Origin of the sequence: Acetobacter sp. JWB (genome assembly GCF_003323795.1) — a bacterium.
GTDB lineage: Bacteria > Pseudomonadota > Alphaproteobacteria > Acetobacterales > Acetobacteraceae > Acetobacter > Acetobacter oryzifermentans.
Genome location: NZ_CP030871.1, coordinates 656,957 through 682,786 on the forward strand (window position 1 = coordinate 656,957; position 25,830 = coordinate 682,786).

Below are 25,830 nucleotides of genomic sequence, written 5' to 3' on the forward strand. Positions count from 1 at the left end.
AAAAAATTGCTTCGGGGTACGCAGACATGACAAAACAATAAAGATGTGCGGCAGAAAGCTTAGCCTTTGGTTAAAGCCTGCTTGAGTTTTTCATCCAGCACATCAAGGAAAGGCTGCGTGTCCAGCCATTTGGTGCCGTTGCCAACCAACAGTGCCAGATCCTTGGTCATCTGCCCGCCTTCAACCGTATCCACGCACACTTTTTCCAGCGTATCGGCAAAGTGCGCAACGTCTGGCGTATCATCAAAGCGGCCGCGATAAGCTAACCCGCGTGTCCATGCAAAAATGGAGGCAATGGGGTTGGTGCTGGTGGGCTTGCCTTTCTGATGCTCACGGTAATGGCGCGTTACGGTGCCATGCGCGGCTTCGGATTCCACCACATCGCCCGTGGGGTTCAGCAGCACGGATGTCATCAGCCCAAGGCTGCCAAAGCCTTGTGCCACAATGTCACTTTCCACATCACCATCGTAGTTTTTGCAGGCCCATACATAACCGCCCGGCCATTTAAGGGCGCTGGCCACCATGTCATCAATCAGGCGGTGTTCGTAGGTGAGGCCCAGCTTTTCAAACTCGGCCTTGAATTCCTTTTCGTACACTTCCTGAAACACATCCTTGAACATGCCATCATAGGCTTTCAGGATGGTGTTTTTGGTGGACAGATACACTGGCAGCTTGCGGTCTCGCCCATAAGCGAGAGAGGCACGGGCAAACCCTTCAATAGAGGCACGGGTATTGTGCATGCCCAGCGCCACACCGGGGCCTTTGAAGTTATGCACATCCAGCGTAATGGGCGCACCGCCATCTTCGGGAATGTAGTTGAGCGTCACCTTGCCTGGGCCGGGAATTTTGGTTTCCGCAGCGCGATAGATATCCCCATAGGCATGGCGGCCGATCACGATTGGCTTTGTCCAGTGCGGCACAAGGCGCGGTACATTGGAGCAGATAATGGGTTCACGGAAGATGGTGCCATCCAGAATGTTGCGGATGGTGCCGTTGGGTGAACGCCACATTTTTTTCAGCCCAAATTCCTTCACCCGTGCTTCATCCGGGGTGATGGTGGCGCATTTTACGGCCACGCCGTAGCGCTTGGTGGCTTCTGCGGCTTCTACGGTTACCTTGTCATCCGTGGCATCGCGGTTTTCTATGCCCAGATCGTAATATTTCAGGTCAATATCCAGATAGGGCAGAATCAGGCGCTCACGAATGAAGTGCCAGATGATACGGGTCATTTCATCCCCGTCCATTTCCACCACCGGGTTCTTGACCTTGATTTTAGCCATAATACTGCATCCGATTCGAAGAGTGTCTTGCATTCGTTGCGCGCAGATGCGGAATACGCATAGGCATCATGCAGTGCGCGAATTGAGACCATAAGCGGGGATGCAACACAGCGCTGTTCACGATCAGGACAGAACTGCCGCTATCAGGCGCAATGGCGCTTATGCGCGGGCCAAAATCTTTGTTTTTTGCGGGGTAGGCCCTGTTATCACAAACATGTCAGGGTTGGGATGGCGGATTATCCCATACCGCTCAAGAGGTGCCCGCGCGGGAGATGTTATGCTAACTATGTGCATCATTAAGGAAAATGGCTGGCCGCCTGTATGCAAGTGTCAGCCAAAATCATGATTCCGCATATGGAACGGGCAGCCGGGGTAAGCTGAGGCATGTTTTCTTTTATATCATTTCACGGGCACATTCTGGCACATCGTGATTTTTATCTTATGGGTATTCCGGTTGCACAGGCCGTTTCTCCGCAGTGGAACGTGGTTCAGTTATCGGCTGATGGAAACAGCCTGCTTGGGTTTGCAGATATCCGGCCTCAGGTTGAACAAAGTGGCGAAGCAAAAGGTCTGGTAAGTTTAAAAAATGGTACGCAGTTTATGTGGAACCAACCAGATGGCTTGTTGGGTTGGGTGCCCCATAACCAGAATTGGGAGCGTTTTGCACCAGTGCTCAGCCAGCATGTGCCATTGCTGGCCCGTTTGGCGCAGGGGAAATGGCTGATTGCGGGCAAGCAGACCGCCGAGCGGGTTTCGTTTTCTTATTTCAAGCTGTGCCTTGGCGAGCATAATTGGGATTTGCGTACGCTTTTCCTGCGTGAAAAAGGTGATGCCATTATTATTTCCGATGGGCGGGAACCGGAAAGTGTTCTGCAACCAAGCCCATTGCCTGTGCAAAAAACTTTTATGGTGGCGTTGGCGGCGCAGATAAAGGCAATGGGTGAAAGCCCATTTGTGCAAGCCGCACAGGCCGCCCGCCAACGTTTGCTTGTAGCCCCAGAAGATTCAGGCTGTTTGTTGGATCTGGCAAAAAATTGCGCCAAAATTGGGCAATTCGGCTTGGCGCGCACGGCGGTATTGTGCGCCGCGTTGCAGGATTTCCGGCCAGATTTATATCTCTTTTCTGCTATTCTGGCATTGCGGGAAGGTGAGACCCAGCAGGCCGCAGATTTAGCCAATCTGGCGCTGAAAGGCCGGTTTGGTGATGCCCCCATACCCGAACAGCTCACACATCTGGTACAGCGGACAGCACAGGGAGAGGCTGCGTTGCTTTTGCTGCCTTCTGCCTTGAAGGAACTGCCGGATACAGAAGAGTTTGACCCCGCCTTTAACTTTTTAATGGTGCCTTTGCCTGCTTCTATGCTGCGGGCAGAAGATGTGCGGCAGGCGTATTCATATCAGTTTGAGCAAGTGGCTTCTGCCAGCACGCAGGAAGAGCGGCTGCAACTGGTACAGGCCGATCAAGCCCAGAACAGGGCGCAATACTGGAACCAAGTTGTGGCAGGCCATTACGCATGGCTCAATCAGGATCGGGCCAGCGCAGACCCACATTACGTTACGGCCCGCAAGCTTTCCAAAGATTCCGGTATCAAGGCTGTTGATTACAATTGCGGTGTTTACATATGGTTGCCAGAAGCCGCCGCATATAACCTGCATGAACAACAGGTAACAGACCAGTTGGGCATTGCGGGCTGGAGCTGGCATTCCAGTGTGGCGCCCGGCCGGGCAGAGCCAGATGCCCCAGATGCCTGTTTGGTTTTTGGGTGCGATAGTGCGTATTTCCGCTTTGTGCCCAAGCTTGTCATGTCTTTAATGCGGGTGTGTCAGGCTCATCCAGAACAGGGGCGCTTCCGCCTTTGTTTAGGGGTGGATCGGGCAACGGATGAGCAGTTGACCTTGATGCGGGATCTGGTGGCCTTTTTCTCGGAAAAAGACAGGGGGATGGATGTCTCCTTCACGCATGGGCAGCTTAACCATGCGAACAAGGCCGCCTATACGTGCATCCGTTACCTTATGCTGCCGCATATTGTGGGCCAGTGGCATTGCCCAGTGCTGACAGCGGATTGTGATGGCTACTTCCCGCACGATTTCCCTGCTTTGTGGCAGGAACTCAAATCCGGTTCGGATTACGGGTTCCGGCTGTATGCGTATAATCATGAAGGCAAACAGATAGCCGGAGAACCGTGGGGCTTTGGTGCGGGCCTGTCCTATTTTGGGGAAACGGAACTTCTGCCCCAGATCGGGCGGTATCTGCACAATTATGTTCAGCGGACATATAGCCCGGAAAATCCAAGCAACTGGTGCATTGATCAGTGTGCACTGGCACAGGCTTATTCTCGCTTTGTTGCACCACGTTGGAATGACTTGCGGATACGCTTTATGGATGAGGGCACATCCCTAATGGTGATGCCACACCATGTAGGTGGCAAGGATGCGCTGCTGGAACATGATGGCGCTGTTTTAGAACAGGATCTGCGCCAGTTTATGCAGGACAACGCTTAATTAGGGTGTTTTGGCAAAAGCCGGTCAGCTTGGTCTGATCGGCTTTTTTGTTCGGGGTTTAATTGCAAGGAAATATCTGCGGCAGAACCTTCAGCCGGTTGTAGCAGGTGCAAGCCAGCAGAGTAGTTGCACAGATGCAAGCATAAGGCGGCAGCGTGCACGCAGTATGGTACTGTGCGTAAGGTATTTTGAATTTCAAGGGAAAAATGCTGGGGCGAACGACGGGGCTTGAACCCGCGACCACCGGTACCACAAACCGGCGCTCTACCAGCTGAGCTACGTCCGCCGCACAGCAAGCGGACGTTTAGAGAAAACTGCGTCGTTCGTCAATCACTTCTGGCGTTTTTATATAGAAAAATCAGCTCTGGCGGCTTTTCCATTGTTCCAGACGGGCCACAGCCTCAATCAGCACCTCCTCACGCTTGCAAAAGGCAAAGCGAATCAGGTTGCGCGGGGGCGTGCCACTTTGCGCATCATAAAAAGCAGAGGCGGGAATGGTGGTGACACCGGCCTGTTCTGTGAGCAGGCGGCTGAAGGCCATGTCATCCAACCCGTTTGCCAGCGGGGTAATATCCGCCATCACAAAGTAGCTGCCTTGGCAGGGCAGTACGCCAAAGCCCACCCGCGCCAGCCCGGCAGAAAGGATCTGGCGTTTTGTATCCATCTCCTGCGCCAGTTGGGTAAAGTAGGCGGTATCCTTGTTCAGCCCAAAGGCCACGGCACGTTGCAGGTTGGGGGCTGTGGCAAACACAAGGTTCTGGTGCGCTTTGGCCACCACCGCAGCCAGCGGGGCAGGGGCGGTAACGTAACCCACCTTCCACCCGGTAAAGGAAAAGCTTTTGCCTGCGCTGCCAATACGAATGCACCGCTCGTGCATGCCCGGTAGGGCCATAAGCGAGAGATGCGGCACATCAAACACAAGGTGCTCATACACCTCATCGCAAATGGCGTAGGTATCGTGCTGGCGCATAAGGTCGGCAATAAAGGCCAGCTCCTCAGCGTTAAACACCTTGCCGGTGGGGTTCATGGGGGTGTTTAGCACAATGGCTTTGGTGCGGGGGCTAAAGGCGTTTTTTAAGGCCTCTTGCGGGAGCGCCCAATCTGGCGCTTCCAGCCGTACAAGGCGCGGAATGCCGCCAAGCTGGCGCACAACAGGCAGGTAGGTATCGTAAAGCGGTTCTATCAGCACCACTTCATCGCCCGGTTCTATCAGCGCCATAAAGGATGCCGCCAGGGCCTCGGTAGCGCCAGATGTCACCACCACTTCCGATTCGGCATTTACAGAAATGTTCTGGAATCGGGCGGAGGCATCCGCAACGGCGGCGCGCAGTTCTGGCAGGCCTGTAAGGGGCGCATACTGGTTGCGCCCATCCAGTAAGGCATTTGCGGCCAGTTGCACCATGTCTTGCGGGCCTTCCGTATCAGGAAAACCCTGCCCAAGATTGATGGCGTTATGCTTGCGCGCCAGCTCGGACATAAGCGTAAAAATAGTGACAGGCTGGTTTGCAATCTGCCTGTTAAGCAATTTTGTCATTACAAAGTTCCTTGCCCCGCTGGCGGAAAGAGGCGAATAAGACGCGATACCGAAACATTTGGCGTAAACAGTTGATTTGGTGCTTTATCGATACAAATTTGCATCTGCCTGATTGCCCGCACGGGCAAGCCGTGCAAGTGTAACGGTATGGGGTGCCTTCTGCCTATAGGGGCAGGGTGGCATCATGAACGGACAGGCCCAAAATACGGGCACAACAATGGTGTGTTGACGACGCGCGATGAAGAAGATCGAGGCCATAATCAAGCCCTTCAAGCTGGATGAGGTGAAAGAAGCCCTTCATGAGCTTGGATTGCAGGGTATTACCGTAATCGAAGCCAAGGGTTTCGGTCGGCAAAAGGGGCATACGGAGCTTTATCGCGGCGCGGAATACATTGTTGATTTCCTGCCCAAGATGAAGATTGAAGTTGTCTGCCCTGCTTCCATGGTGGAGCGGGCGGTAGAAGCCATTTCCGCAGCGGCCCGCACAGGCCGCATTGGCGATGGCAAGATTTTCGTGAGTCCGGTGGATGACGTGGTGCGAATCCGTACCGGAGAACGAGGGGAAGACGCAATCTAACACGCTCCATGCGTAGGTATGGGGCGCTAAGATGCGCGTACATTATTCCCGCAGACCGCGTGCCCGCAAAGTGCGGCATGCTGACAAAGCTTAGGTGAAGAGAGCATGGTAAAGAAAACAGCTCCGGCGGGTGACAGCAAGGCTGCTGCAATTGCCAAGGTTTTTGATCTGATTCAGGAACACTCTGTGGAACTGGTGGATCTGCGTTTTACGGACCCAAAGGGCAAGTGGCATCATACATGCCAGTATGTCAGCACCATCGAGGAAGATAGCTTTACCGATGGCTTCATGTTTGATGGATCTTCCATCGGCGGGTGGAAAGCCATTAACGAAAGCGACATGGTTCTGCTGCCGGATCCGACATCCGCAGTGATGGACCCGTTCTCTGCTCGTCCGCAGCTGATCCTGTTCTGCGATATTATTGAACCTTCCACCGGGCAGCCTTACAACCGCGATCCGCGCTCCACCGCCAAGCTGGCTGAGCAGTACCTCAAGTCCTCCGGTTTGGGTGATACGGCATTTTTTGGCCCGGAAGCTGAATTCTTCATTTTCGATAACGTGCTGTTTGGCACCGGCCCGAACTATGGCAAATACCAGCTCGACAGCATTGAAGGCCCCGATGCATCCCTGAAGGAATATCCTGAAGGCAACATGGGCCACCGTCCGGGTGTGAAGGGTGGTTACTTCCCCGTGCCGCCAGTGGATAGCGAAAGCGATCTGCGCGCAGAAATGCTGGCAGCCATGGGCGAAATGGGTCTGGCGATTGAAAAACACCACCATGAAGTGGCGCAGTCTCAGCACGAACTTGGCACCAAGTTTGAAACGCTGGTGCGCGCAGCAGACTTCATGCAGATCTACAAATACTGTGTGCACAATGTTGCCAATTCCTACGGCAAGACAGCAACATTCATGCCCAAGCCTATCTATGGTGATAACGGCTCTGGCATGCACGTTCACCAGTCCATCTGGAAAGACGGCAAGCCCACATTTGCTGGCAATGGTTATGCAGATCTGTCCGATACAGCCCTGTATTACATTGGCGGCATTATCAAGCACGCCAAGGCGCTGAACGCCTTCACCAACCCATCCACCAACTCCTACAAGCGCCTGATTCCGGGCTTTGAAGCACCTGTGCTGCTGGCATATTCCGCCCGCAACCGTTCTGCTTCGTGCCGTATTCCGTACGCAACAAGCCCCAAAGCCAAGCGCGTTGAAGTGCGCTTCCCAGATCCCACAGCCAACCCGTATCTGGCATTCGCTGCCATGCTGATGGCTGGTATGGACGGCATTAAAAACAAGATCCACCCGGGCGATGCCATGGACAAGGATCTGTATGACCTGCCGCCGGAAGAACTGAAGCAGATCCCGACAGTTGCTGGCTCCCTGCGTGAAGCTCTGGAAGCTCTGGCTGCGGATCATGAGTTCCTGCTGGCTGGTGGCGTGTTCACCAAAGATCAGATCGAAAGCTACATCACCCTGAAATGGGATGATGTGTACCGTTTCGAACACACACCGCACCCGGTTGAATTTGAAATGTATTACTCCGTCTGATTTTCTTTCCTTTAGGGAAGATATCGGAAATAAAAGGCGCGGCTCCTTAGGGGCCGCGCTTTTTTGTATTGGATTGCTGAATGGTATTGAAAACACGCATTTTTTCTGCGCTCGGGCTTTTGTGTCTGGCGGGGTGTGCAACTTCTGGTTCTGTGCCCGGTGGGCATGTTGCTACTGCGCCGCAAGCCATTGCGCCGGTGCAGCCCCCGGCATCTGCAACAGCTTCTGGTGCAGGTAATCCTGCGCTTTCGGCAGATAAGCCTTCCTTGCTCAATGTTACTTCGCTGTCTCCCTCATGGGGCGAGGTTTACTGTGCGCAGGATATTCGCAAGCTGGCTGTGCAACTGCCGCTTCAGCAGGATGATAAGGATTATATTGCCAAAAGCCTGAAAAACGCCAAGACGCTACAAGCGTGCTTTATTTACTCGCGCCCTGCACCCGCACCTACGCAACCGCTGTTGACGGCAGATGGGCAAAGTAATGGCCTGGTGGTAATGAGCATGTATGTGCTTACAGGGGCGGATCTGGCAGATACCGCGGCGCTTTCCTTCAATTCCCAAACATATAGCCGGTTCCTGCTTGGCTTGCAGTGGCCCAAAAACCAGCCAACAGCGGGTGTTTCTGTGCAGTTACAGGCAGATACGCCAAACAAGCAGCACTATAATTTTCCCTTGGTGTTTGCGAATGACACACCGCAAAAAGTGTTCGGTATCTTTCTGCCAATTGCCACGGCACAGGAGATTGCCAAGGCACCTCGGTTGAGCGTGAAAGTTAAGGTGCCGGGCCAAGCAGCTTATACACTCAATTATGGCACAGAAGGTTTATCCAGAAGTTTGGAAACCTTGTACAACTGGCGTCATACCACGGAAGATAAGGACGAATACGCCGTTATCAACGCCATGTCTGCCGTAGATAAAACTGTGCGGCTTAACCGTATCAACACGGCAGCCCCCGTTTACCCGGCAGCGGAAGAAAACAAAAATCTGGAAGGTCGCGTGATGGCGCGGTGCGATATTACGGCGGCAGGTGCTCCCACCAACTGCGTGGTGCTTAAAACCATGGGCGGCGCAAATTTTACAAAAAGTGCGCTAACATATTTGCAGCAGGCGGTTTTTTGTGTCTTTTACAGTATTTTCTTGGGATGCAATGCCGCGCTGTTGTATTGATTATTCTGAAACGGTTTTTCTTGTGCAGAAAAATTTGGATGTGAACGTGTGCAGGGCAGAAAATAGGCAACATGATACAAACAAATAGTCACCAGCCAGATATTGTATTGCGGATTACCGCAGCAGTTTTTGCAATATTAGGCGTTTTTCTTGCAGGTGGGGGCATCTGGCTGGCCCTGCTGGGCGGCTCCTGCTTTTACGTGGTGTGCGGCGTTGTGCTGCTGGCTACGGCGGCGCTGCTATGGCGGCGGCGGCGCGAGGCTCTGTGGCTTTACGCGGTGCTGGTTGCGGCCACCCTTGTATGGTCTGTTGGGGAAGCTGGGTTTGATTTCTGGGCCTTGGCCCCGCGTGGTGATGTGCTGTTGCCACTGGGGTTGTGGCTTGTGTTGCCTTTTGTTTCTTCTCGATTGTTGCCGTCTTCTGGCTGGAACAGCGCGCCCTTGCTGGCCGGTGTTGTGGCCGGGGCCGGTGTGTATGGCTATGCCCTTACGCAAGACCCGCAGGATGTTGCGGGTGTTCTGCCTCGGGCTGGTGTGCAGGCTTCATCCTCTCCATTGCCGGGAGATAATACGGTTGTGCCCGCAGCAGATTGGCCCGCTTATGGCCGCACGCAGGCGGGGGACAGATACTCCCCACTTTCTCAGATTACAGCCAGCAATGTGCGGGATCTGAAAGTGGCATGGGTGTTTCGCACGCATGATCTGAAGCGCCCGGATGATCCGGGAGAAATTACAGATGAAGCCACGCCCATAAAGGTGCGCGATACGCTGTATCTGTGCTCACCACACCAGATCCTGTTTGCTGTAGATGCCGCCACCGGGCATGAGCGCTGGCATTTTGACCCCAAAATTACCTACAACGCCTCTTATCAGCACATGACATGCCGCGGCGTGTCTTACGCAGAAACGCCGGTGGCGGAAGAACAGGCCCACGATGTTGCCGTGGCGGATGATTGCGCACACCGTATTTTCCTGCCCACCAATGATGGTCGCCTGTTTGCCCTAAATGCCGATACCGGTGCCCTGTGCCGTGGTTTTGGGCGTGATGGCGCGCTGGATCTTACGGATGGCATGCCCATGCGCACGCCGGGGTTTTACGAGCCCACATCCCCGCCGGTTATTACCTCCAAGGTAGCTATTATTTCTGGCGCGGTTACAGATAACTACTCCACGCACGAACCTTCAGGCGTTACGCGCGGGTATGATCTGTATAGCGGCAAGCTGATATGGGCGTTTGATCCGGGCAACCCGAACCCCAATGAACTGCCCTCCGCCACGCATCATTACGTGGCCAATTCTCCCAATTCATGGATTACGTCGGCCTATGATGCGCGGCTGAACCAGATTTACATTCCCACGGGTGTTGCCACGCCGGATATCTGGGGTGGCCACCGCACGCCGGATCAGGAGCGCTATGCCTCTGGCATTCTGGCGTTGGATGCAGATACCGGGCGCAAAGTGTGGTTTTACCAGACAGTGCATCATGATCTGTGGGACATGGATGTGCCATCTCAACCCAGCCTTGTAGACATAAAACAGGCCGATGGCGCCGTTGTGCCCGCATTGTATGCACCCGCCAAAACAGGCAATATTTTTGTGCTGGATCGGCGCAATGGCCATTTGCTGGTACCCGCGCCAGAAATGCCTGTGCCGCAGGGGGCTGCTCCGGGGGATCACCTTTCTCCTACCCAGCCGTTCTCCGCACTTACATTCCGCCCCAAAAACAACCTCACGGATGCGGATATGTGGGGCGCAACCATGTTTGATCAACTGGCTTGCCGTATCATGTTCAAACGCCTGCGGTATGAGGGGCCATTCACGCCGCCTTCCACGCAGGGTACGCTGGTGTTCCCCGGTAATCTGGGCATGTTTGAATGGGGCGGCTTGGCGGTAGATCCGGTGCGGGAGGTAGCGTTTACCAACCCCATTGCCGTGCCGTTTGTTTCTAGGCTTGTGCCGCGTGGGCCAAATAACCCGGCAGAGCCGCCGCAGAATGCAGGCCCTTCTGGTGGAGAGGCTGGTTTGCAGCCACAATATGGCACACCATTTGGGGTGGACTTGCACCCATTCCTGTCCCCCATTGGTATTCCGTGCAAACAGCCGGGTTGGGGCTATGTGGCAGGGTTGGATTTGCGCACCAACACGGTGTTGTGGAAGCACCGCAATGGCACCACGCGTGATAGCTCCCCCGTGCCACTGGCCTTTCGTGTTGGAGTGCCCTCATTGGGTGGGCCAATCATTACCGCAGGTGGTGTAGCGTTTCTGACATCCACGCTGGATATGTATATCCGCGCCTATGACGTGACGACAGGCCAGCAGCTCTGGCAGGATCGTTTGCCAGCAGGGGGGCAATCCACTCCCATGACGTATGAAGAAAACGGCCATCAATATGTGCTCTCGGTAGATGGCGGCCATGGTTCCTTTGGCACCAAGCTGGGGGATTACGTGGTGGCCTATGCGCTGCCAGATGCGCAGGTAAAACACTAACTCTGCTTTGTGTGGGCAGGTTTTGGCGGGCACACGTATCATGCGTGTGCCCGCTTTGTGTTTGGGGGAGCGGCTTTGCATGAAAACATCCTCTTGCCGCCGCGTGCGGGATGCGTGATCCTGCATTCATGTGGAACGAACCCTACCTTGAAACATGTTGCCGCGCCGCGCTGCACAGGCTTTGCCTTGCGGGGGATGCAGGCCGCCCAACTGGCATGAAGGATGATCCCTGCCTGACACGTCTGGCTGGTAAGGGCCTTGCGCAGCAGAATGCACAGGGGCGTTTTTTTATTACCGATGAAGGCACAGCCCGCCACGCCAGCGATGTGCTGAAGCAGGAAAAGCTCCACACCAAAAAACCATGATACCGGCAGAGCGCATATGGCACGCACTGGATACGCTGGCACAGGAGCGAGGGCTTACGCCCTCTGGCTTGGCGCGGGCGGCGGGGCTGGATGCCACGACCTTTAACCCCTCGCGCCGCCATACGGGGCATGGCGTGTGGCGCTGGCCTGCGCTGCCAAGCCTGCTGCGTGCGCTGGATGTGTTGCGTGTTTCCCTCGCTCAGTTTGAGGCCCATCTCTGGGGGTATGAACAACCAGATGGGGCAAAAACTCCGGCACCATGCTTTATGCGCAGCTTGCCGCTTTCATGGTTGGATCAGGGCGGCGTGCTGGATCGTGCAGGCCTGCCCGCCGGAGGATTGTGGGAGCAGGAGGAAACATTTTTCAGCCTGCCGTCATCTTCGGCCTATATGTTGCGGGTAGATACGGAAGGCATGGAACCCATATTGCGGCTGGGTTGTTCCTTGGTGGTGCAACCTGCCTTGCACCCACGTGGGGCAGACCGCGTGGTGCTGATACGCGCAGGGCAAGCCCCGGTGGTGGGCATTTTGCAAGAAAAACCTGTGCGGGCCATCCAGCCCTTTGGGCGCAGCGCCTTGCAACCTGTGCCCGCGGCCGCTGCTGGCGTATGGCTGCACCGTATTGTGCTGATATCTGGCTAAAAAACAGGCTGCGGGCTGGTGCCAAATGCGGCAGTGTGCGCAATAGGGAAAAAATTTATCTGATAATGGCCCAAGCCCGTGCGGAAGCGGCTGACTTTTCTTTCCGTTTCGCTTAAAGGAGCAGCATGACCGATACACCCCTTTCGCTCATCCGCAATTTTTCCATCATCGCACATATCGATCATGGGAAATCCACTCTGGCTGACCGCCTGATTCAGGCGTGCGGTGCCCTAACCGCGCGTGAAATGACCAATCAGGTTCTGGACAACATGGATCTGGAGCGTGAGCGTGGCATTACCATTAAGGCGCAAACTGTCCGGCTGACTTATCCGGCCAAGGATGGCAACACCTATGTGCTGAACCTGATGGACACCCCCGGACACGTGGACTTTGCTTACGAAGTCAGCCGGTCTTTGGCGGCGTGCGAAGGTTCTTTGCTGGTGGTGGATGCCTCTCAGGGGGTGGAAGCGCAAACACTGGCCAACGTGTATCAGGCCATTGATGCCAACCACGAAATTGTGCCCGTGCTCAACAAGGTGGATCTGCCCGCAGCAGAGCCTGAGCGCGTAAAGGCCCAGATTGAAGAAGTTATTGGTATTCCGGCTGATGATGCGGTGGAAATTTCCGCCAAAACCGGCCTGAATATTGAAGGCGTGCTGGAAGCCGTTGTAACCCGCCTGCCACCTCCAACAGGTGATGCGGAAAAGCCCTTGCAGGCCATGCTGATTGATAGCTGGTACGACCCGTATCTGGGTGTGATCGTGCTGGTGCGTATTAAGGAAGGGCGGCTCAAGCGCGGTATGAAAGTGCGCATGATGTCCTCCGGCGCTGTGCATCAGGTGGATCAGGTGGGCGTGTTTGCCCCGCGCATGACCAGTGTTGAAAGCCTTGGTCCGGGTGAAATGGGCTTTATCAACGCGGCTATTAAAACCGTGGCAGACTGTAATGTGGGTGATACCATTACAGATGATCGCCGCCCGGCAGAAAAGCCTTTGCCGGGGTTCAAACCCTCCATTCCCGTGGTGTGGTGTGGCCTCTACCCCGTTGTGGCCGATGACTTTGAAAAACTGCGCGATAGCCTTGCCAAGCTGCGCCTGAACGATGCCTCCTTCCACTATGAGGCCGAAACATCCGCAGCCCTTGGTTTTGGGTTCCGTTGTGGCTTCCTTGGCCTGTTGCATTTGGAAATTATTCAGGAACGTCTGTCGCGCGAATTCGATCTGGATCTCATCGCAACAGCGCCTTCCGTGGTGTACAAAATCACCCGCACCAATGGTGAGCGGGAAGAACTGCACAACCCGGCGGATATGCCCGATTCCTCCCTGATTGAAACCATTGAGGAACCGTGGATTAAAGCCACCATCATGGTGCCGGATGAATATCTGGGCGCGGTGCTTACGCTGTGCACAGAACGGCGCGGCGTGCAGGTAGATCTGACCTATGTGGGTAGCCGTGCGATGGCGGTGTATCGCCTGCCACTGAACGAAGTGGTGTTTGATTTCTATGACCGCCTGAAATCTCTTACCCGTGGCTACGCCAGCTTTGATTACCAGATGGATGGGTATGAGGAGAGTGACCTCGTGCGTATTTCCATTCTGGTTAATCAGGAGCCAGTGGATGCACTGTCCTTTATTGCGCACCGCACGGCTGCGGAATCTCGCGGGCGTTCGATTTGCGCACGCTTGAAGGATCTTATCCCCCGCCAGTTGTTTAAAATTGCCATTCAGGCGGCCATTGGCAGTAAGGTGATTGCGCGTGAAACCATTGGCGCACTTTCCAAGGATGTAACGGCCAAGTGTTATGGTGGTGATATCTCCCGTAAGCGCAAACTTCTGGAAAAGCAGAAGGAAGGTAAAAAGCGCATGCGGCAGTTTGGTAAGGTGGAAATTCCGCAAAGCGCCTTCTTGGCTGCGCTTAAAATGGAACACTGAAACAGGACCGGGCGGAACTTTCCAGCACATCGGGCGTAACAGGGCAGGGCCGTTGGAAACCGGACTTGCCTTGTCCTGTAAACGTCCGTATGCCGGAGGGGATTGTTTGGAGCATTCGGCGTTTTTATGAACAGCACAACACCCTTGGCCATTGGTGAACAGCAGCATGTCCGGTTTGCCGAAGGGCTGGGGCTGGATTGCGGCGTTACCCTTGCCCCTGTTGATATTGCCTACCGCACCTATGGCACGCTTTCAGAAAAGCGGGATAACGCCATCCTGATCTGCCATGCCTTTACGGGGGACCAGTACGTAGCGGAAGAACACCCGCTTACGGGCAAGCCCGGTTGGTGGAGCCGGATGGTTGGGCCGGGAAAGCCTATTGATACCAACAGGTTTTTTGTTATCTGCTCCAACGTGCTGGGGGGCTGCATGGGCAGCACCGGCCCGCGCTCTACCCGCACAGATGCCCAAGGCAATGGCACGGAGCTTTGGGGTACGGCGTTTCCGCCCATTACCATCCGCGATATGGTGCGCGCGCAGCACAAACTTGTGCGGGCTTTGGGCATAGAAAAACTGTTTGCCGTTATTGGCGGTTCCATGGGTGGCATGCAGGTGCTGGAATGGACAGTGACCTACCCACAGATGATGCTGGCAGCCATGCCCATTGCCACAGCGCCCTTCCATTCCGCCCAGAACATTGCGTTTAACGAGGTGGGGCGGCAGGCTATTATAGCAGACCCAGACTGGCGCGGTGGCCGCTATTGGGCGGATGATGTTGTGCCTGCCCGTGGTTTGGCTGTGGCCCGCATGATGGGCCATATCACCTATCTTTCGGAAGAAGCCTTAACGCGCAAATTTGGCCGCCGTATGCGGCGCGGGCCTGTTGGTGGGCAGGGGCCAGAAGGCCCTGTTTCCATGTTCAGCGATATTTTTGAGGTGGAATCCTACCTGCGTTATCAGGGTTCTACCTTTGTACGGCGGTTTGATGCCAACTCCTACCTCAGCATTACCCGTGCAATGGATTGGTTTGATATTGCCGCAGACCATGATGGCGAACTTACACACGCTTTTGCGGGTACGCCGGTGCGGTTTTGTGTGGTGTCGTTCTCGTCCGATTGGTTGTTTCCCACATCGGCTGCCCGTACGTTGGTGCGTGCGCTTAATCGGGCGGCGGCCAATGTCTCGTTTGTAGAAATAGAAACAGACAAGGGGCACGATGCCTTTTTGTTGGAAGAACCGGATTTTGACCGCACGGTACGTGGTTTTCTGTGTGGTGTGGCCGAACATGCGGGGCTTGCCTGATGCGTCTTGACCAGCGGCTTATTGCCGAAATGATAGCCCCCGGCACCCGTGTGCTGGATATTGGCAGCGGAGATGGTACGCTTATTGACCATCTGTTCCGCTACCGTGGGTGTGATGCGCGCGGTATTGAGCTGAACATGGAGCTTGTTACCAAGTCTGTCGCACATGGGCTGCCCGTGGTGCATGGGGATGCCGACCACGATCTGGCGCATTATCCGCACCACGCGTTTGATTATGTGGTGCTGCAACGCACCTTGCAGGCTGTTGCGCGCCCGCGGGAAGTGCTGCGGCAAATGCTGCGTATTGGGCGGCACGCTATTGTCTCATTTCCCAATTTTGGGCATTGGCAGTTGCGGCTTAAACTGCTGCTGAGCGGCCGCATGCCCATGACATCTGTGTGGCACACACCGTGGTATGAAACCCCAAACATCCACCCCTGTACCATTCGGGATTTTCTGGAACTGTGTAAGCAGGATGGCTACATTGTAGAGCAATGGATGGCTGTGGATGAGGAAGGGGAGCGTGCCCCGTGGCGGCGCTCTATCCGAATGGCAAACCTGTTTGGCGAGCAAGCTCTTTTCCTGCTCCGGCGCCGAAATGACTAAGGTTTGAAGGCTTGCTGCCAATAAGTTGCCTAAAAATAATGTTAGATTTATGCCTTTTTTGTGAAGATCTTCCGAAATTTCCTAAATAGGAATATTTCAAAAATACCTTTAAGATATCAGCAATAAACTTTCAAATGCGGCAATGTTATAACGATTTTTCACCCGATTTCTAAAAATTCCTCAACATTACACGAACATCATTTTAGGACTAATATGGTACGGAAGCCTTGCGAGGTTTGGGAAGTCCCCTTATATACAGCTTTACAAGGTTTATAAGGAACGAACGCAGTTCAAAAATTTCCTTTATGGATCTTGATGTGTTCAAAATTTTGTGGGCGCTCAGCTGCAAGCCGGTGCAAAAATGTTCCGTGTGCGCCACAAAACATACAGTGCATAACTGAAAAGGGTGCGGTCTCTCGATCTCGTTTTCAGGCTGCACAAATAAGGTTGGCCCTGATGACTAAATTTTCCGATCTTGCTCTTGCTCCACCACTGCTGAAGGCATTGGCAGAGCAGGGTTATGATACACCCACTCCTATTCAGGAACGTTCCATCCCCTATCTGTTGCAGGGGCGTGATCTGCTGGGCCTGGCCCAGACAGGCACAGGCAAAACCGCATCTTTTGCGCTGCCTATTTTGGAACATCTGATTAAAAACCCACGTGCAAACACGCCCAAACAGCCGCGCGTTCTGGTGCTGGCGCCTACGCGTGAGCTTGTGGCCCAGATTAGCGATAGCTTTAAAGCTTACGCACGCCATATGAAGTTTACGCAGGCCGTTGTGTTTGGTGGCGTGGGGCAGGGCCGACAGGTTGAAGCCATGCGTCGTGGCGTAGATGTGCTGGTGGCTGCGCCGGGCCGTTTGCTTGATCTGATGGGCCAAGGCTTTATTGATCTGTCTGGTCTGGAAATTCTGGTGCTGGATGAAGCAGACCGCATGCTGGATATGGGGTTTGTGCGCGATATCCGCCGTATCATGACCTTTGTGCCAGAACAGCGCCAGACGCTTCTGTTCTCCGCCACCATGCCGCGCAGCATTGAAGATCTGGCGGCATCTTTGCTGAATGATCCGGCACGCGTTGAAGTGGCGCCGCCTTCCAGCACGGTGGATCGTATTCAGCAGGCCGTCATGTTTGTAAATGGCGCGGGTGATAAGCGCGATGCGCTGCTGAACATGGTGGAATCTCCCAAGGTTTCTCGCGCTGTGGTGTTCACGCTCATGAAGCATGAAGCCAACAAGGTTGCGGAATTTTTGAACAAGAACAACGTGGTGGCAGAAGCCATTCATGGCAACAAGTCTCAGGGTGCGCGTGAGCGGGCCATGAAGGGCTTCCGTTCTGGTTCTGTTAAAGTGCTGGTGGCAACGGATATTGCCGCCCGCGGTATTGATGTGGACGATGTCAGCCACGTGTTTAATTACGATCTGCCAAACGTGCCGGAAAGCTACGTGCACCGCATTGGTCGTACAGCACGTGCCGGGCGTGATGGCTGGGCTGTTTCCTTCTGTGATGCAGAACAGCGGGCTTGGCTGCGCGATATTGAACGCACCATTGGCAAAACTGTGCCGGTGGTTCGGGATCATCCTTGGCACTCTGATGAAGCAGAAGCTTCCACCATGCGTCCGCCTGTTCTGGGTGGCGGTGGCCGAGGACGTGGTGGCCCGCGCGGCGGCGGTGCGCCTCGTGGGGGGCTCCGGGTGGTGGCCGTGGTGGCCCGCGCCGTTCCGGTGGTGGTGCTCGTAATGGTGGCCGTTCCGGTGCGCCTGCTGGCCGCATGTAATATTTCAGGCTGATAGCTTGTAAAATAAGGCTGCCGCATCTTTGGGTGCGGCAGCTTTTTTTGTTTCCGGGCGCTATGGCTGCGGCTGCTCTTTGGCGGATGGCAGTTGCAGCGTGATGGAAACGGGGCAGTGGTCAGAGAGTGTTTGACCGACTTCTTCTGCCAAAGGAGTTACACGTAGGGAGTTTGGTATTTTCCATGCCCGTGCGGCTCCGCCCAGAATAATATGATCTATAAAGTAGCTGCCGTTTTGGCAGGGGCTTGCTGTGCCTGCCGTTACCAGATCTAGCGGTGCAATGCGTAAAAGCGTGAGAAATAGTGGGTCATGCACCGTAAGGTGGCGGTTGAAATCTCCCATAATGGCAAAGGCTTCATGATGTTGGGTGCGTATGGCTACCCAAGCATCCAGCACGGCAAATTGCTGCCAAAGAGTTGCGCAGGTGGGGCGTGTAGCATGGGGCAGATTATCCGGGCATCCGGCTTTAAGATGCACAACCAGAATACGCAGGGTTTGTCCGTTCTGGTGCAGCGTAATATCTAGCCCACTGCGTAAATGATGGTGGGTGGCCGGGGCCGTTGCATAGGTATCCAGCGCTGTAACATCCGGGTTTTGCTCAAATGGAATATCCGCACGTACAGCCAGCGCCGTGTGTTGCAATACTGTAACCCGTTGTTATATTTCAACGGGTTAAGTTATTTTGCCCGCTCTTGAAACGCTCTTTTTGATCATGGATTTCCGCCAGTTTCCGGGTGTCTGTGTTCATGAACACAAGCGAGCACTGTTGCTTATTTTAGCGAGAGAATCACCCCAAAACGCCTGCTGCTGTCCGCAAATAGTCTGGGCAGTGGTGGGCGTATGTTTCTTCCACCATCTTAATATTGCTGTGGCCTAGATAGCCAGCAATATCCCACAGAGATATTCCGGCCTGCGCCATCCATGTCGCTGCCGTGTGCCGCAACGTATGTGGTGTAATTCCGCTCAGGTCAGCGCGTTTGGCTGCCGCCCTGAAGCCTGTTTTGATGGAGGAAACCTGATCACCAGCCCATTCCACAACAAATTCTGTTTCACGCAGCTCATAAGCCTCTTTCAGGGCTTCATAGAGCGTATCGTTAATAGGCACGCGTGCCCTGCCCTTTTTGGTGCGTGGTTTAGCTGGGTCACGGAAATCAATGATCCGCGCCTGTAGATCTACACGGCTCCATGTCAGTGTAAGTATGTGAGATTTTCTGGCTGCTGTGTGCAGCGCCAGCAGCACAAACAATCGAATATGGTGGGCAACACAGCCATCTACCAATTCAGCCGCCTCACTTCTGGTTAACCAGCGCTGGCGTGCATCTGGACGCGGTGGAAGCTTTGTGCGCGGGGCTTTGGAAACAATTTCCTCTCTAACAGCCCACCGCATTGCAGCGCGTAGTGTACCTAGTTCGGTTCTGGCAGTGCTGATCTGAACGCCCTGATCTAGCCTGAACGCCGTATATCTCTTGCACGAATCGGGTGTAATAATTTCTGGTGGCTTATCCCCAAAAAATACCTTCAGCGGCTTGAGAGACCAGCCTATGCGTTCCGCTCCGGGTTTTTCATTGTTCACGCGGTCTGCATGATACGCATCTAATATACCAGAAATGCCAGCAGCCCGGATTTCTGGCTTTAGAAGCCCCTCCTTGAACTTATGAAGGACTAATTCAGCCGAAACCCTATCCTCGCAGCCCGTAGAGATGCGTTTGCGTTGGTAATAGATGTGCCATGTGCTTCGTTTGGAGACTCGGCACAATCTGGGCTCTTTTGCGTCTGAGTTTGGCATTGTTTTTCTTCAAATTCTTTGATGGCCTGCATAGGTATCCGCACCATTCTGCCTAGGCGCAGGGATGGAAGCTCGCCAGTTTCCACCATTCTGCGGATCTTGGTTGGTGAGCAATCCCATCTCTGCGCTAGGGCGCTAATACGGCAGCATGTTGGCTCATGGGCAGTTTTCACGGCTCATTCCTTCCGATCTGTTCAAGGCGTTGACTGCTTCCAGTTCAGCTTCAACGCGCCGTAGTCGTCCAATATCTCCATCCGCACCATGTAAGCACGATTGTATCATTGCCCCTGCAATTATATCTTTCAGTTTGGTGATCTTCTGGTTTAGTCGCGCAATCTCCGCATCGCGCTCGACAAGTTTTGCGAGGGCATCTGATTGACGGACAACCTTTACATTATCACCTTTCTTAATATCTCTATTCCGCCACGCGACAATTTCAGGCTCTGGAGCGTCTTCAAACCAGATTATCTGAGCATAGTAGTCCATCTCGCCGCCAGTGACAGGGGTGCCGATGGTAAGGATGTTTTCTGTGCTAGAGCGCTTAGGGTTGCACAGAGCGGCAATCTGCTTCTCATTCAACATGCCATCATGCAACCGTACGAACACGCCTATGGGATCTTTCTTCTTCCCGTTAAACGGTGCGCGGGTTTCAGTCATAGTGTTTCCCACTCGGTTTTCTGGATCTGGAAGCGGCCATTTACGCCGCCATTTTCTGGGCGAAAGCGTCCTACACCAATCATCATGCCGGCTTCTTCCAGATATTCTTCAAAAACATCTTTCGAGAGGTCTTCTTGGAAAATATGAAAAGTCAGCATGCCGCCCCAATCATCAATGCGCGGGAAGGTGCGCATTACGCGTGAGCCTTTCCCTGTTGGGTCGCCTGTAGCTGAGCATAGGAAGCTTTCCGGAATAAGATCATCACGGGTGATGTCCAGCATCAGCGGCGTATCAATCATGATGCCCGCCTGGACAATGCTGGAGAACGTCTTATTTCCCTTTCCGGAAACCTTGCGGATTGTCAGCTTTGCTGATGATGTCAGTGCCTTTTTGAAAGACATAAACGGCACAAAAACTTTTCCTGTCCGTTCATCAACGTGCGCCTTGTTACGCCACTGCATTTCCTCCCATTCCTTGTGGGAATATTCCTTTGGTTTTTCTGCAATGGGTTTGGACGGTGAATAAGGTGAAATTCCTTTGATATTAACGTTACATTTGCGAATGATCATGGTTTTGTTCCGTTAGGTGACGGGCAGCATGATGCCGCCCGTCTTTTCATTGTGTTGTGTTGTGTTGCTGCGCGGAGCGGAGCGGGGAGCTGCGACGCGCTATGGCGCATCGTGGAACGATAAGCACCGTTCCGAGGAACAGAACCGAAGCTCTGCTCCCCGTAGCGTTGCGATGTGAAGTGATGCGCTGCGGCATGCTGTGGTGTGGAGCGCAGCGGAGCGCCGTGACGCATGATAGAACCAAACGGCTCCGGTCTGCCTGCCATCTAGCTAGCAGGCCGCAACCGTTCTGCGCCGTGCTCATAGTTTCACCTGTGGATCTGCATTTGCTCTGGATGCCTGCATGCTTTTGCGTGGCTTGCTGGCGGTTTGTATGGCCGCAAGAATCCCGCGTGTGGCATCGTGCTCAAGTGCCTGCTGCTCTGTCAGATCGGCGCGCTGCACGGTATCCATAATAACCGCACCTTTTTTGGCGGCGTTCCGCACGCGTTTGATCTGGCCTTTCCCTAACTTCACCAGATCTTCTGCTGCTGTACGCTGGAGGCCAACATTCATCACGGTTGTGAAGGCGCGTTTATGATCCCGCATGCAGATATGCCGGGCACGTTCCAGAAGATATCTGTGCCGTCCCTGAACATCATGGTTCACCAGCTGCTGGAGATCTTTGTATTGGACAATCTGCCCAACACCAGCCTCCAGCAATGCTGTAACCAGAAGATCTGTTACATATGAGCGTTCCATAATTGGATTGCTCATGCCGCCCTCTCCTTTCGCGCTTCAATCAGCTGCACATCGTCTGCCCAGCCAATGATGCCGCTCTGTCCGTCTATTTCGTCCTGCTCGCATTCAGGAAACCGGATGAGAAAATTCCTGTCCTCTGTGGCTGTTATTTCAAACAGGCCATCACCCATCGAACGCATTTCCAAAAACCATTCAGGCAGGCTGGGTGTTGTGCTTTTGCCCGATACAATCCAGCGGCCTTCTTTGCGCTCCTTGCTGCAATCAGGGAATTCAATCTGATTGCCTGTGCGCTGGTCTGTTACCGTGCCTTGGTATCTGCCTGCCTGATTGCGCGTTAGTGTTGCCTGGTATCGGGGCATTCCATGCACTCCGCCAATGATCCATGCTGCGGTGCGTCCGCAATCGGCACAATCCAAGCTGGTGGAAAGTTCAGCGTTTGGCCATCAGCAAAAACTACCGTGTGTTTTACGGGTGTTTTTCCAAACATCAGCGTGCGTGTTTCACGGCCAATGGTTGGGTATGCGTGCCGGCCTTTGCCGGATGGGTCTTTCACCACAACATCACGGGCTACGGGAATAATGCGCATGCCAGGGAACGTGGCGGATTGTGTGCAGGTCATGGGGTATGATCCTCTGCAAGAATTGTGTGTTTGAGGTGCGGTTGCAGTTCGTTGGCCTGTTCGCGCATGCAGGTAGCTATGTTTTCAAAAGCTTTTGCTGCGGGAATGAACAGTTCTGCACGGAAGTCGATAGAAACGCGATCCATGTAGTCAGCCTGCTGGAGAAACTGTGTAATCAGATCCTGCAAGCGGGCATCCTGATTAGGCACGCGTATGTTGCTGCGTTCGGGCATTTAATTCAAAACCCCAAAAGCAAAGGCAAAACCGACCAATATTCCAGCAGTAAACACTATGGCGATTGCAGGTAATGCTGCATCATATCCGCCTCTTGGAGTTGTATGCTGCGTGAATATTGATGGACGGGGCGTTCCAATACCGTTTTTAGTCGGCGGAATTGGGCGTGGCGGCGCAGGAGCTTTAACCATGACATGCCGTCCTACCTGCGCGTGAGCCCAGCACAAATGCTCCTGCAGCAAGCATAAATGCATAGAAAAGGATTTTCAGAACAGGAGCACGTTCTGATCTCGCATTCTCACTATCATTAGTAATGATAGTGGCCTTTTCAGCGGGATTTTGAACATCTGCCGTATGGGGGGTTGTAAGATGCTGTATGTAGCAGCCTTTAATAAGGCAAGCTGCTGCGTCCCTTATTACAAAATCAACCACCATCTCGCCAATGGCGACTTCTCCACTCGGAAAAACTTTGCTGACAGTAGATTTCTTTGGAAAATGCTCTTTCAGCCAGCTAATATCTCCACCAAACAACGCAACAATATCCGGTCGGCGGAATAATTGGATTTCCCTTAATTCCCTTACCTGACCAACGCTATCGCGAAACAAGAAAATCTTGCGCTGGTTTTCACCTTTTATTGTAAAACCAAGGCATTCTACCGGCCCTGCTTTTGTTCGGGATCCTTCTGTACCGAAGGGGGCAATGCTCGTGAGCGCGGATGCTGGATCAACCATCACGCACCTTCCTTCTGGTGGATGCTTTCCATCCATTCATCCAGAGCAGCCACAGTAAACAGGCCATTGCCTTCAACTATGGTGCAGCGCGGGCCTTTGCCTTTTTCACATAGGCTATGGAAGGTATCTGGTGATAGGCCACAATACAGGGCCGCCAAGCCAAAGCCTACGTACCGGGTGGCATCTGCGCCGCTTTCTTCCAGTGCGGTATCCACCAGTTTCAGGGCAGCACGCTGCACGCGGGCGGCCTGCATGGCGTTTGGTGTGGGTAATGTTGGGTCTAGCAGCGGGCCAATGGCCGTGATCAGCTGCGATGCAGCACGGGAGCGCTCTAGCGCAGCATCCGATACCGTGCGGAGTTCCGCAATAAGTGTCATTCATTCCTCCATCGCGTTGTGGCGATGGGGGTATGTTTACGCTTAGCATTACTAAGCGGTCAAGGAAAATAATTAGTGTATCTAAGCAAAATTCTTAGCGCGTAAAATTTATTGACTAATCCCTAGCGTGGGTGCCAATAAGAACATAATGTGAACTTGAACTTAGATTTTAGGGTGATGCATAGAAAGAAGCGAAAATTAGCGGTCAGAAGGTCTGCCAATATGCAGAAGCTCAACGACTGCGCGCCGCTTCTCAATAGACAGAGATCTCCAGAAACGAAGAAGGGCGAGTTCATCGGGATCTTCAACGATCTCACCTGCATATGGAGCAGATCCAACTGGAGAGATTTGCTCACCGATAGAAAGAACAGACTTTAGAGCTGCCATACTTTCATTAGTTGGACGTGTAGAGCCTAATTCCCACTGCGCAACTGCACTTTTGTTAACGTGAAGCAAGTCTGCCAAAGCAGCTTGAGATAGCCCCTTAGCTTTGCGGGCAGCACGTATTAGGTCTTTCAATTCCATGTATCGATACTGCCTTAATGGCCGCTTATCAGCACTAAGCAAAATCCCTTGCCTCATTCGCTCAGTAGTGCTAAGCGTAATTCATGAGCGATGTTACTGGGATGGAACTGATACGATCACGCAGAGGGCTTTCTGCGAAGATCGCAGCAGAATTGGGGATTACGCGTGGAGCCGTAGCGCAATGGAATGTTGTGCCTCCACAATATTGTCCAATCATTGAGGAGGCCTTCGGTATTCCGCGCGAAGAACTGCGTCCAGACATCTTTCTAAAACCTGAAAACGCTGGAGTTGCGGCATGACCGATTTCCATGAAACCAACCATGCCGCAGGTAACAAAATTCCTTTTCAAGGAATCAATACCTACTTGCTCATTTCTGCTTCTAAAGATTCAAGTCTTTTGGAGCAGAAATCGATAACTTTCTTTAAAGCTCTTGCCTCATATGCACCAAAACTAGCTTCAGGCAATAAGTCATTTGGCCCCATCAAAATTGATATTTCCAAAAAAGTTTCTTTCTCAGGGTTCTGGTGGAAAGGCCACAAAATCACTCTGGACCGACCATCAGAAGGTGGCAGTACTTCAATTCTCCTAATGCCTGGTTTTGCAGCATTGGGATCTTCATCGGGAAGAAACACGGAATCGTCCTTTCATGTTGGTTCCACATACATGATGGACGTAGCCAGCGGCGGCATCAATGCCGCTGCTGGTAGCTCTCCTTTTCTCGGGAAACATGAGGGTGAACTCGCATGAACCATAACCAGAGCAGTAAGCCCAAGCCCTCACCCTGTCAGCCGGAATCGTTTCGGGCATCTTTCGCACTCTTCAGTCTTATTCCGATCTATGCGCCGCAGTTTTGCAGAACGAATGGTGAGGCTCGTAGACTTGTGCGCGGCGGGGCGCTTGAGGTGAACGGAAAACCGGCTATCTGTGAAAATATGCCGGTAAGCGTGGGCGATACCGTAGTTGTATGCCCTCGCTCAAAAACCCGGCGGTTTGCGTTTACCGTTTCAGATCCTTCGCAAGATGCGAGCGAACGTCTTTCTTTGCCTGCAAAGCATGATGGCGCAGCATGAAACAGAATTACCCACCTAAACCAAACACCTTCATGCAAGCTAAGGCGCATACGAGCAATAAATTGGCGCAAACCCTTTGGGTTGCTCGATTTTATCCGGTCTGGATGTGCGATTGCGCACGCGCATTAACTCAGGATACTGGATCTTATCTTGCGCAGTTTCGCGCCGTGCAGTGGTTTCTCAAACCCTACGTTACTTGGGTGGATGAGACACTGGATTGGCTGGAGGAATGTCGTCAAAAAGAGCGGGAAGATCAAGGTCGGCAGCATTCTTCTTTAAGGGCTTCGCACATGGAGGGACATATTCCTTCAGCACAGCCGTCTCCAAAAGCTGGTGGCGGCAGCGATGCCGCCACCAGCAACCCTGATCCACTTATGACCGGTCTGGAAGATTATTTTGCTGCTTGTGATCAGGCCAGTGCAAAGTGCCCAAAAAAATTCCCGCCTATTCCTGAAAAACAGCGCCAAAGAATGCGCCAAATTACTGCGGAATTTTTACTGCATGTGGGGTGTCGGCGGTGAGCTATCTTTCACAATCTGAAGCGCTTCATCCATTCCTAACAATGGCATCGCGCCGGAGCAATAATTCTGCAAAATACTTTGCAGTTCTAACTGACTTTCGTGAGGCAGTAACTTCACTGCAACCCTTAACGCTATTTTCATGGCTTCTGCACGTGCGCGCGCCCCTTCAAGTTCGTGCATATCTCTCAAAGATTTCTGAGGATCATTTTTCTCCATCAGAATCGTCCTTTCATGTTGGTGACACATGCATGATGGACGTAGCTG

At 53.4% G+C, this 25,830-nt stretch carries 29 protein-coding genes, 1 tRNA gene and 1 pseudogene; 15 read left to right on the forward strand and 16 right to left on the reverse strand.

What is annotated here, in order from left to right; all coding sequences use genetic code 11:
- Positions 1-59 precede the first annotated feature (59 nt).
- Positions 60-1,280 (reverse strand): NADP-dependent isocitrate dehydrogenase, encoded by a 1,221-nt coding sequence (locus DS739_RS03095; protein WP_035354144.1) that lies wholly within the window; start codon positions 1,278-1,280, stop codon positions 60-62.
- 384 nt (positions 1,281-1,664) lie between these two features.
- Between DS739_RS03095 and DS739_RS03105 the strand changes: the two genes are divergently transcribed.
- A complete protein-coding gene (locus DS739_RS03105; protein ID WP_035354143.1) occupies positions 1,665-3,782 on the forward strand; it encodes a hypothetical protein in 2,118 nt (705 codons plus the stop codon).
- 210 nt (positions 3,783-3,992) lie between these two features.
- Here the strand turns inward: DS739_RS03105 and DS739_RS03115 are convergent.
- Both DS739_RS03115 and DS739_RS03120 read right to left on the reverse strand, forming a co-directional pair.
- Positions 3,993-4,068 (reverse strand) — tRNA-His (locus DS739_RS03115).
- Between the two features lie 72 nt (positions 4,069-4,140).
- On the reverse strand, positions 4,141-5,316 hold the full coding sequence (locus tag DS739_RS03120) for an aminotransferase (RefSeq protein WP_006117147.1): 1,176 nt from the start codon (positions 5,314-5,316) through the stop codon (positions 4,141-4,143).
- A 238-nt stretch (positions 5,317-5,554) separates the two neighbouring features.
- Between DS739_RS03120 and DS739_RS03125 the strand changes: the two genes are divergently transcribed.
- The 10 genes and pseudogenes from DS739_RS03125 (at position 5,555) to DS739_RS03170 (ending at position 17,718) form a co-directional block, all read left to right on the forward strand.
- Entirely contained in the window at positions 5,555-5,893 is a 339-nt protein-coding gene (locus DS739_RS03125; RefSeq protein WP_003622497.1) for a P-II family nitrogen regulator, read from the forward strand.
- A 105-nt stretch (positions 5,894-5,998) separates the two neighbouring features.
- A complete protein-coding gene (gene glnA, locus DS739_RS03130; RefSeq protein ID WP_003622499.1) occupies positions 5,999-7,444 on the forward strand; it encodes a type I glutamate--ammonia ligase in 1,446 nt (481 codons plus the stop codon).
- A gap of 80 nt (positions 7,445-7,524) precedes the next feature.
- The gene (locus DS739_RS03135) at positions 7,525-8,610 is read left to right on the forward strand and encodes an energy transducer TonB (RefSeq protein WP_006117148.1); all 1,086 of its coding nucleotides are present in this window, start codon (positions 7,525-7,527) and stop codon (positions 8,608-8,610) included.
- Between the two features lie 71 nt (positions 8,611-8,681).
- Entirely contained in the window at positions 8,682-11,096 is a 2,415-nt protein-coding gene (locus DS739_RS03140) for a membrane-bound PQQ-dependent dehydrogenase, glucose/quinate/shikimate family (RefSeq protein ID WP_006117149.1), read from the forward strand.
- Between the two features lie 110 nt (positions 11,097-11,206).
- Positions 11,207-11,461: a hypothetical protein gene (locus DS739_RS03145; protein WP_006117150.1), complete on the forward strand. Its 255-nt coding sequence runs from the start codon at positions 11,207-11,209 to the stop codon at positions 11,459-11,461.
- The gene (locus DS739_RS03150; RefSeq protein WP_006117151.1) at positions 11,458-12,102 is read left to right on the forward strand and encodes a helix-turn-helix transcriptional regulator; all 645 of its coding nucleotides are present in this window, start codon (positions 11,458-11,460) and stop codon (positions 12,100-12,102) included. The genes DS739_RS03145 and DS739_RS03150 overlap by 4 nt, the downstream gene beginning before the upstream one ends.
- A 125-nt stretch (positions 12,103-12,227) precedes the next feature.
- Entirely contained in the window at positions 12,228-14,033 is a 1,806-nt protein-coding gene (gene lepA, locus DS739_RS03155; RefSeq protein ID WP_012812615.1) for a translation elongation factor 4, read from the forward strand.
- 126 nt (positions 14,034-14,159) lie between these two features.
- Positions 14,160-15,335 carry a homoserine O-acetyltransferase gene (locus DS739_RS03160; protein WP_035354139.1) on the forward strand — a complete coding sequence of 392 codons (1,176 nt, stop codon included), beginning with the start codon at positions 14,160-14,162 and terminating at the stop codon, positions 15,333-15,335.
- Positions 15,335-15,940 (forward strand): methionine biosynthesis protein MetW, encoded by a 606-nt coding sequence (gene metW, locus DS739_RS03165; protein ID WP_035354136.1) that lies wholly within the window; start codon positions 15,335-15,337, stop codon positions 15,938-15,940. The genes DS739_RS03160 and metW overlap by 1 nt, the downstream gene beginning before the upstream one ends.
- Before the next feature lie 456 nt (positions 15,941-16,396).
- Positions 16,397-17,718: pseudogene (locus DS739_RS03170) on the forward strand (DEAD/DEAH box helicase).
- Between the two features lie 73 nt (positions 17,719-17,791).
- Here the strand turns inward: DS739_RS03170 and DS739_RS03175 are convergent.
- From DS739_RS03175 to DS739_RS03230, 12 genes are all read right to left on the reverse strand, one after another.
- Entirely contained in the window at positions 17,792-18,376 is a 585-nt protein-coding gene (locus tag DS739_RS03175) for an endonuclease/exonuclease/phosphatase family protein (RefSeq protein ID WP_240190201.1), read from the reverse strand.
- A 145-nt stretch (positions 18,377-18,521) separates the two neighbouring features.
- Positions 18,522-19,520, reverse strand: coding sequence for a site-specific integrase (locus DS739_RS03180; protein ID WP_050793174.1), 999 nt, complete (start codon positions 19,518-19,520; stop codon positions 18,522-18,524).
- A 156-nt stretch (positions 19,521-19,676) separates the two neighbouring features.
- A complete protein-coding gene (locus tag DS739_RS03190) occupies positions 19,677-20,177 on the reverse strand; it encodes a hypothetical protein (RefSeq protein ID WP_035351009.1) in 501 nt (166 codons plus the stop codon).
- Positions 20,174-20,746, reverse strand: coding sequence for a hypothetical protein (locus DS739_RS03195; protein ID WP_089179836.1), 573 nt, complete (start codon positions 20,744-20,746; stop codon positions 20,174-20,176). The genes DS739_RS03190 and DS739_RS03195 overlap by 4 nt, the downstream gene beginning before the upstream one ends.
- A 300-nt stretch (positions 20,747-21,046) precedes the next feature.
- Positions 21,047-21,502, reverse strand: coding sequence for a hypothetical protein (locus DS739_RS03200; RefSeq protein WP_089179837.1), 456 nt, complete (start codon positions 21,500-21,502; stop codon positions 21,047-21,049).
- Positions 21,499-21,846, reverse strand: a complete 348-nt coding sequence (locus DS739_RS03205) for a hypothetical protein (RefSeq protein WP_039892011.1) — start codon at positions 21,844-21,846, stop codon at positions 21,499-21,501. Before DS739_RS03205 ends, DS739_RS03200 begins: the two co-directional genes overlap by 4 nt.
- Complete coding sequence (locus DS739_RS03210) at positions 21,822-22,106, reverse strand: hypothetical protein (protein ID WP_039892013.1); 285 nt, start codon at positions 22,104-22,106, stop codon at positions 21,822-21,824. Before DS739_RS03210 ends, DS739_RS03205 begins: the two co-directional genes overlap by 25 nt.
- Entirely contained in the window at positions 22,103-22,339 is a 237-nt protein-coding gene (locus DS739_RS03215; protein WP_139018876.1) for a hypothetical protein, read from the reverse strand. The genes DS739_RS03210 and DS739_RS03215 overlap by 4 nt, the downstream gene beginning before the upstream one ends.
- Positions 22,340-22,531, reverse strand: coding sequence for a hypothetical protein (locus DS739_RS14120; protein WP_139018877.1), 192 nt, complete (start codon positions 22,529-22,531; stop codon positions 22,340-22,342).
- The gene (locus tag DS739_RS03220) at positions 22,524-23,072 is read right to left on the reverse strand and encodes a hypothetical protein (protein ID WP_039892017.1); all 549 of its coding nucleotides are present in this window, start codon (positions 23,070-23,072) and stop codon (positions 22,524-22,526) included. Before DS739_RS03220 ends, DS739_RS14120 begins: the two co-directional genes overlap by 8 nt.
- Positions 23,072-23,449 (reverse strand): hypothetical protein, encoded by a 378-nt coding sequence (locus DS739_RS03225; RefSeq protein WP_039892018.1) that lies wholly within the window; start codon positions 23,447-23,449, stop codon positions 23,072-23,074. Before DS739_RS03225 ends, DS739_RS03220 begins: the two co-directional genes overlap by 1 nt.
- 198 nt (positions 23,450-23,647) lie before the next feature.
- A complete protein-coding gene (locus DS739_RS03230; RefSeq protein WP_039892019.1) occupies positions 23,648-23,974 on the reverse strand; it encodes a helix-turn-helix transcriptional regulator in 327 nt (108 codons plus the stop codon).
- An 83-nt stretch (positions 23,975-24,057) separates the two neighbouring features.
- Between DS739_RS03230 and DS739_RS03235 the strand changes: the two genes are divergently transcribed.
- From DS739_RS03235 to DS739_RS03250, 4 genes are read left to right on the forward strand one after another with little or no spacing between them, the layout of a single operon-like run.
- Complete coding sequence (locus DS739_RS03235; protein ID WP_081461479.1) at positions 24,058-24,273, forward strand: YdaS family helix-turn-helix protein; 216 nt, start codon at positions 24,058-24,060, stop codon at positions 24,271-24,273.
- Positions 24,270-24,722 carry a hypothetical protein gene (locus tag DS739_RS03240; protein WP_039892023.1) on the forward strand — a complete coding sequence of 151 codons (453 nt, stop codon included), beginning with the start codon at positions 24,270-24,272 and terminating at the stop codon, positions 24,720-24,722. Before DS739_RS03235 ends, DS739_RS03240 begins: the two co-directional genes overlap by 4 nt.
- Positions 24,719-25,045, forward strand: a complete 327-nt coding sequence (locus DS739_RS03245) for a S4 domain-containing protein (RefSeq protein ID WP_114012458.1) — start codon at positions 24,719-24,721, stop codon at positions 25,043-25,045. Before DS739_RS03240 ends, DS739_RS03245 begins: the two co-directional genes overlap by 4 nt.
- The gene (locus DS739_RS03250) at positions 25,042-25,566 is read left to right on the forward strand and encodes a hypothetical protein (RefSeq protein ID WP_035351170.1); all 525 of its coding nucleotides are present in this window, start codon (positions 25,042-25,044) and stop codon (positions 25,564-25,566) included. The genes DS739_RS03245 and DS739_RS03250 overlap by 4 nt, the downstream gene beginning before the upstream one ends.
- On the opposite strand, the gene DS739_RS03255 is transcribed toward DS739_RS03250, so the two are convergent.
- Positions 25,540-25,782, reverse strand: coding sequence for a hypothetical protein (locus tag DS739_RS03255; protein ID WP_035351168.1), 243 nt, complete (start codon positions 25,780-25,782; stop codon positions 25,540-25,542). The two genes, DS739_RS03250 and DS739_RS03255, sit on opposite strands and share 27 nt — an antisense overlap.
- Positions 25,783-25,830 lie beyond the last annotated feature (48 nt).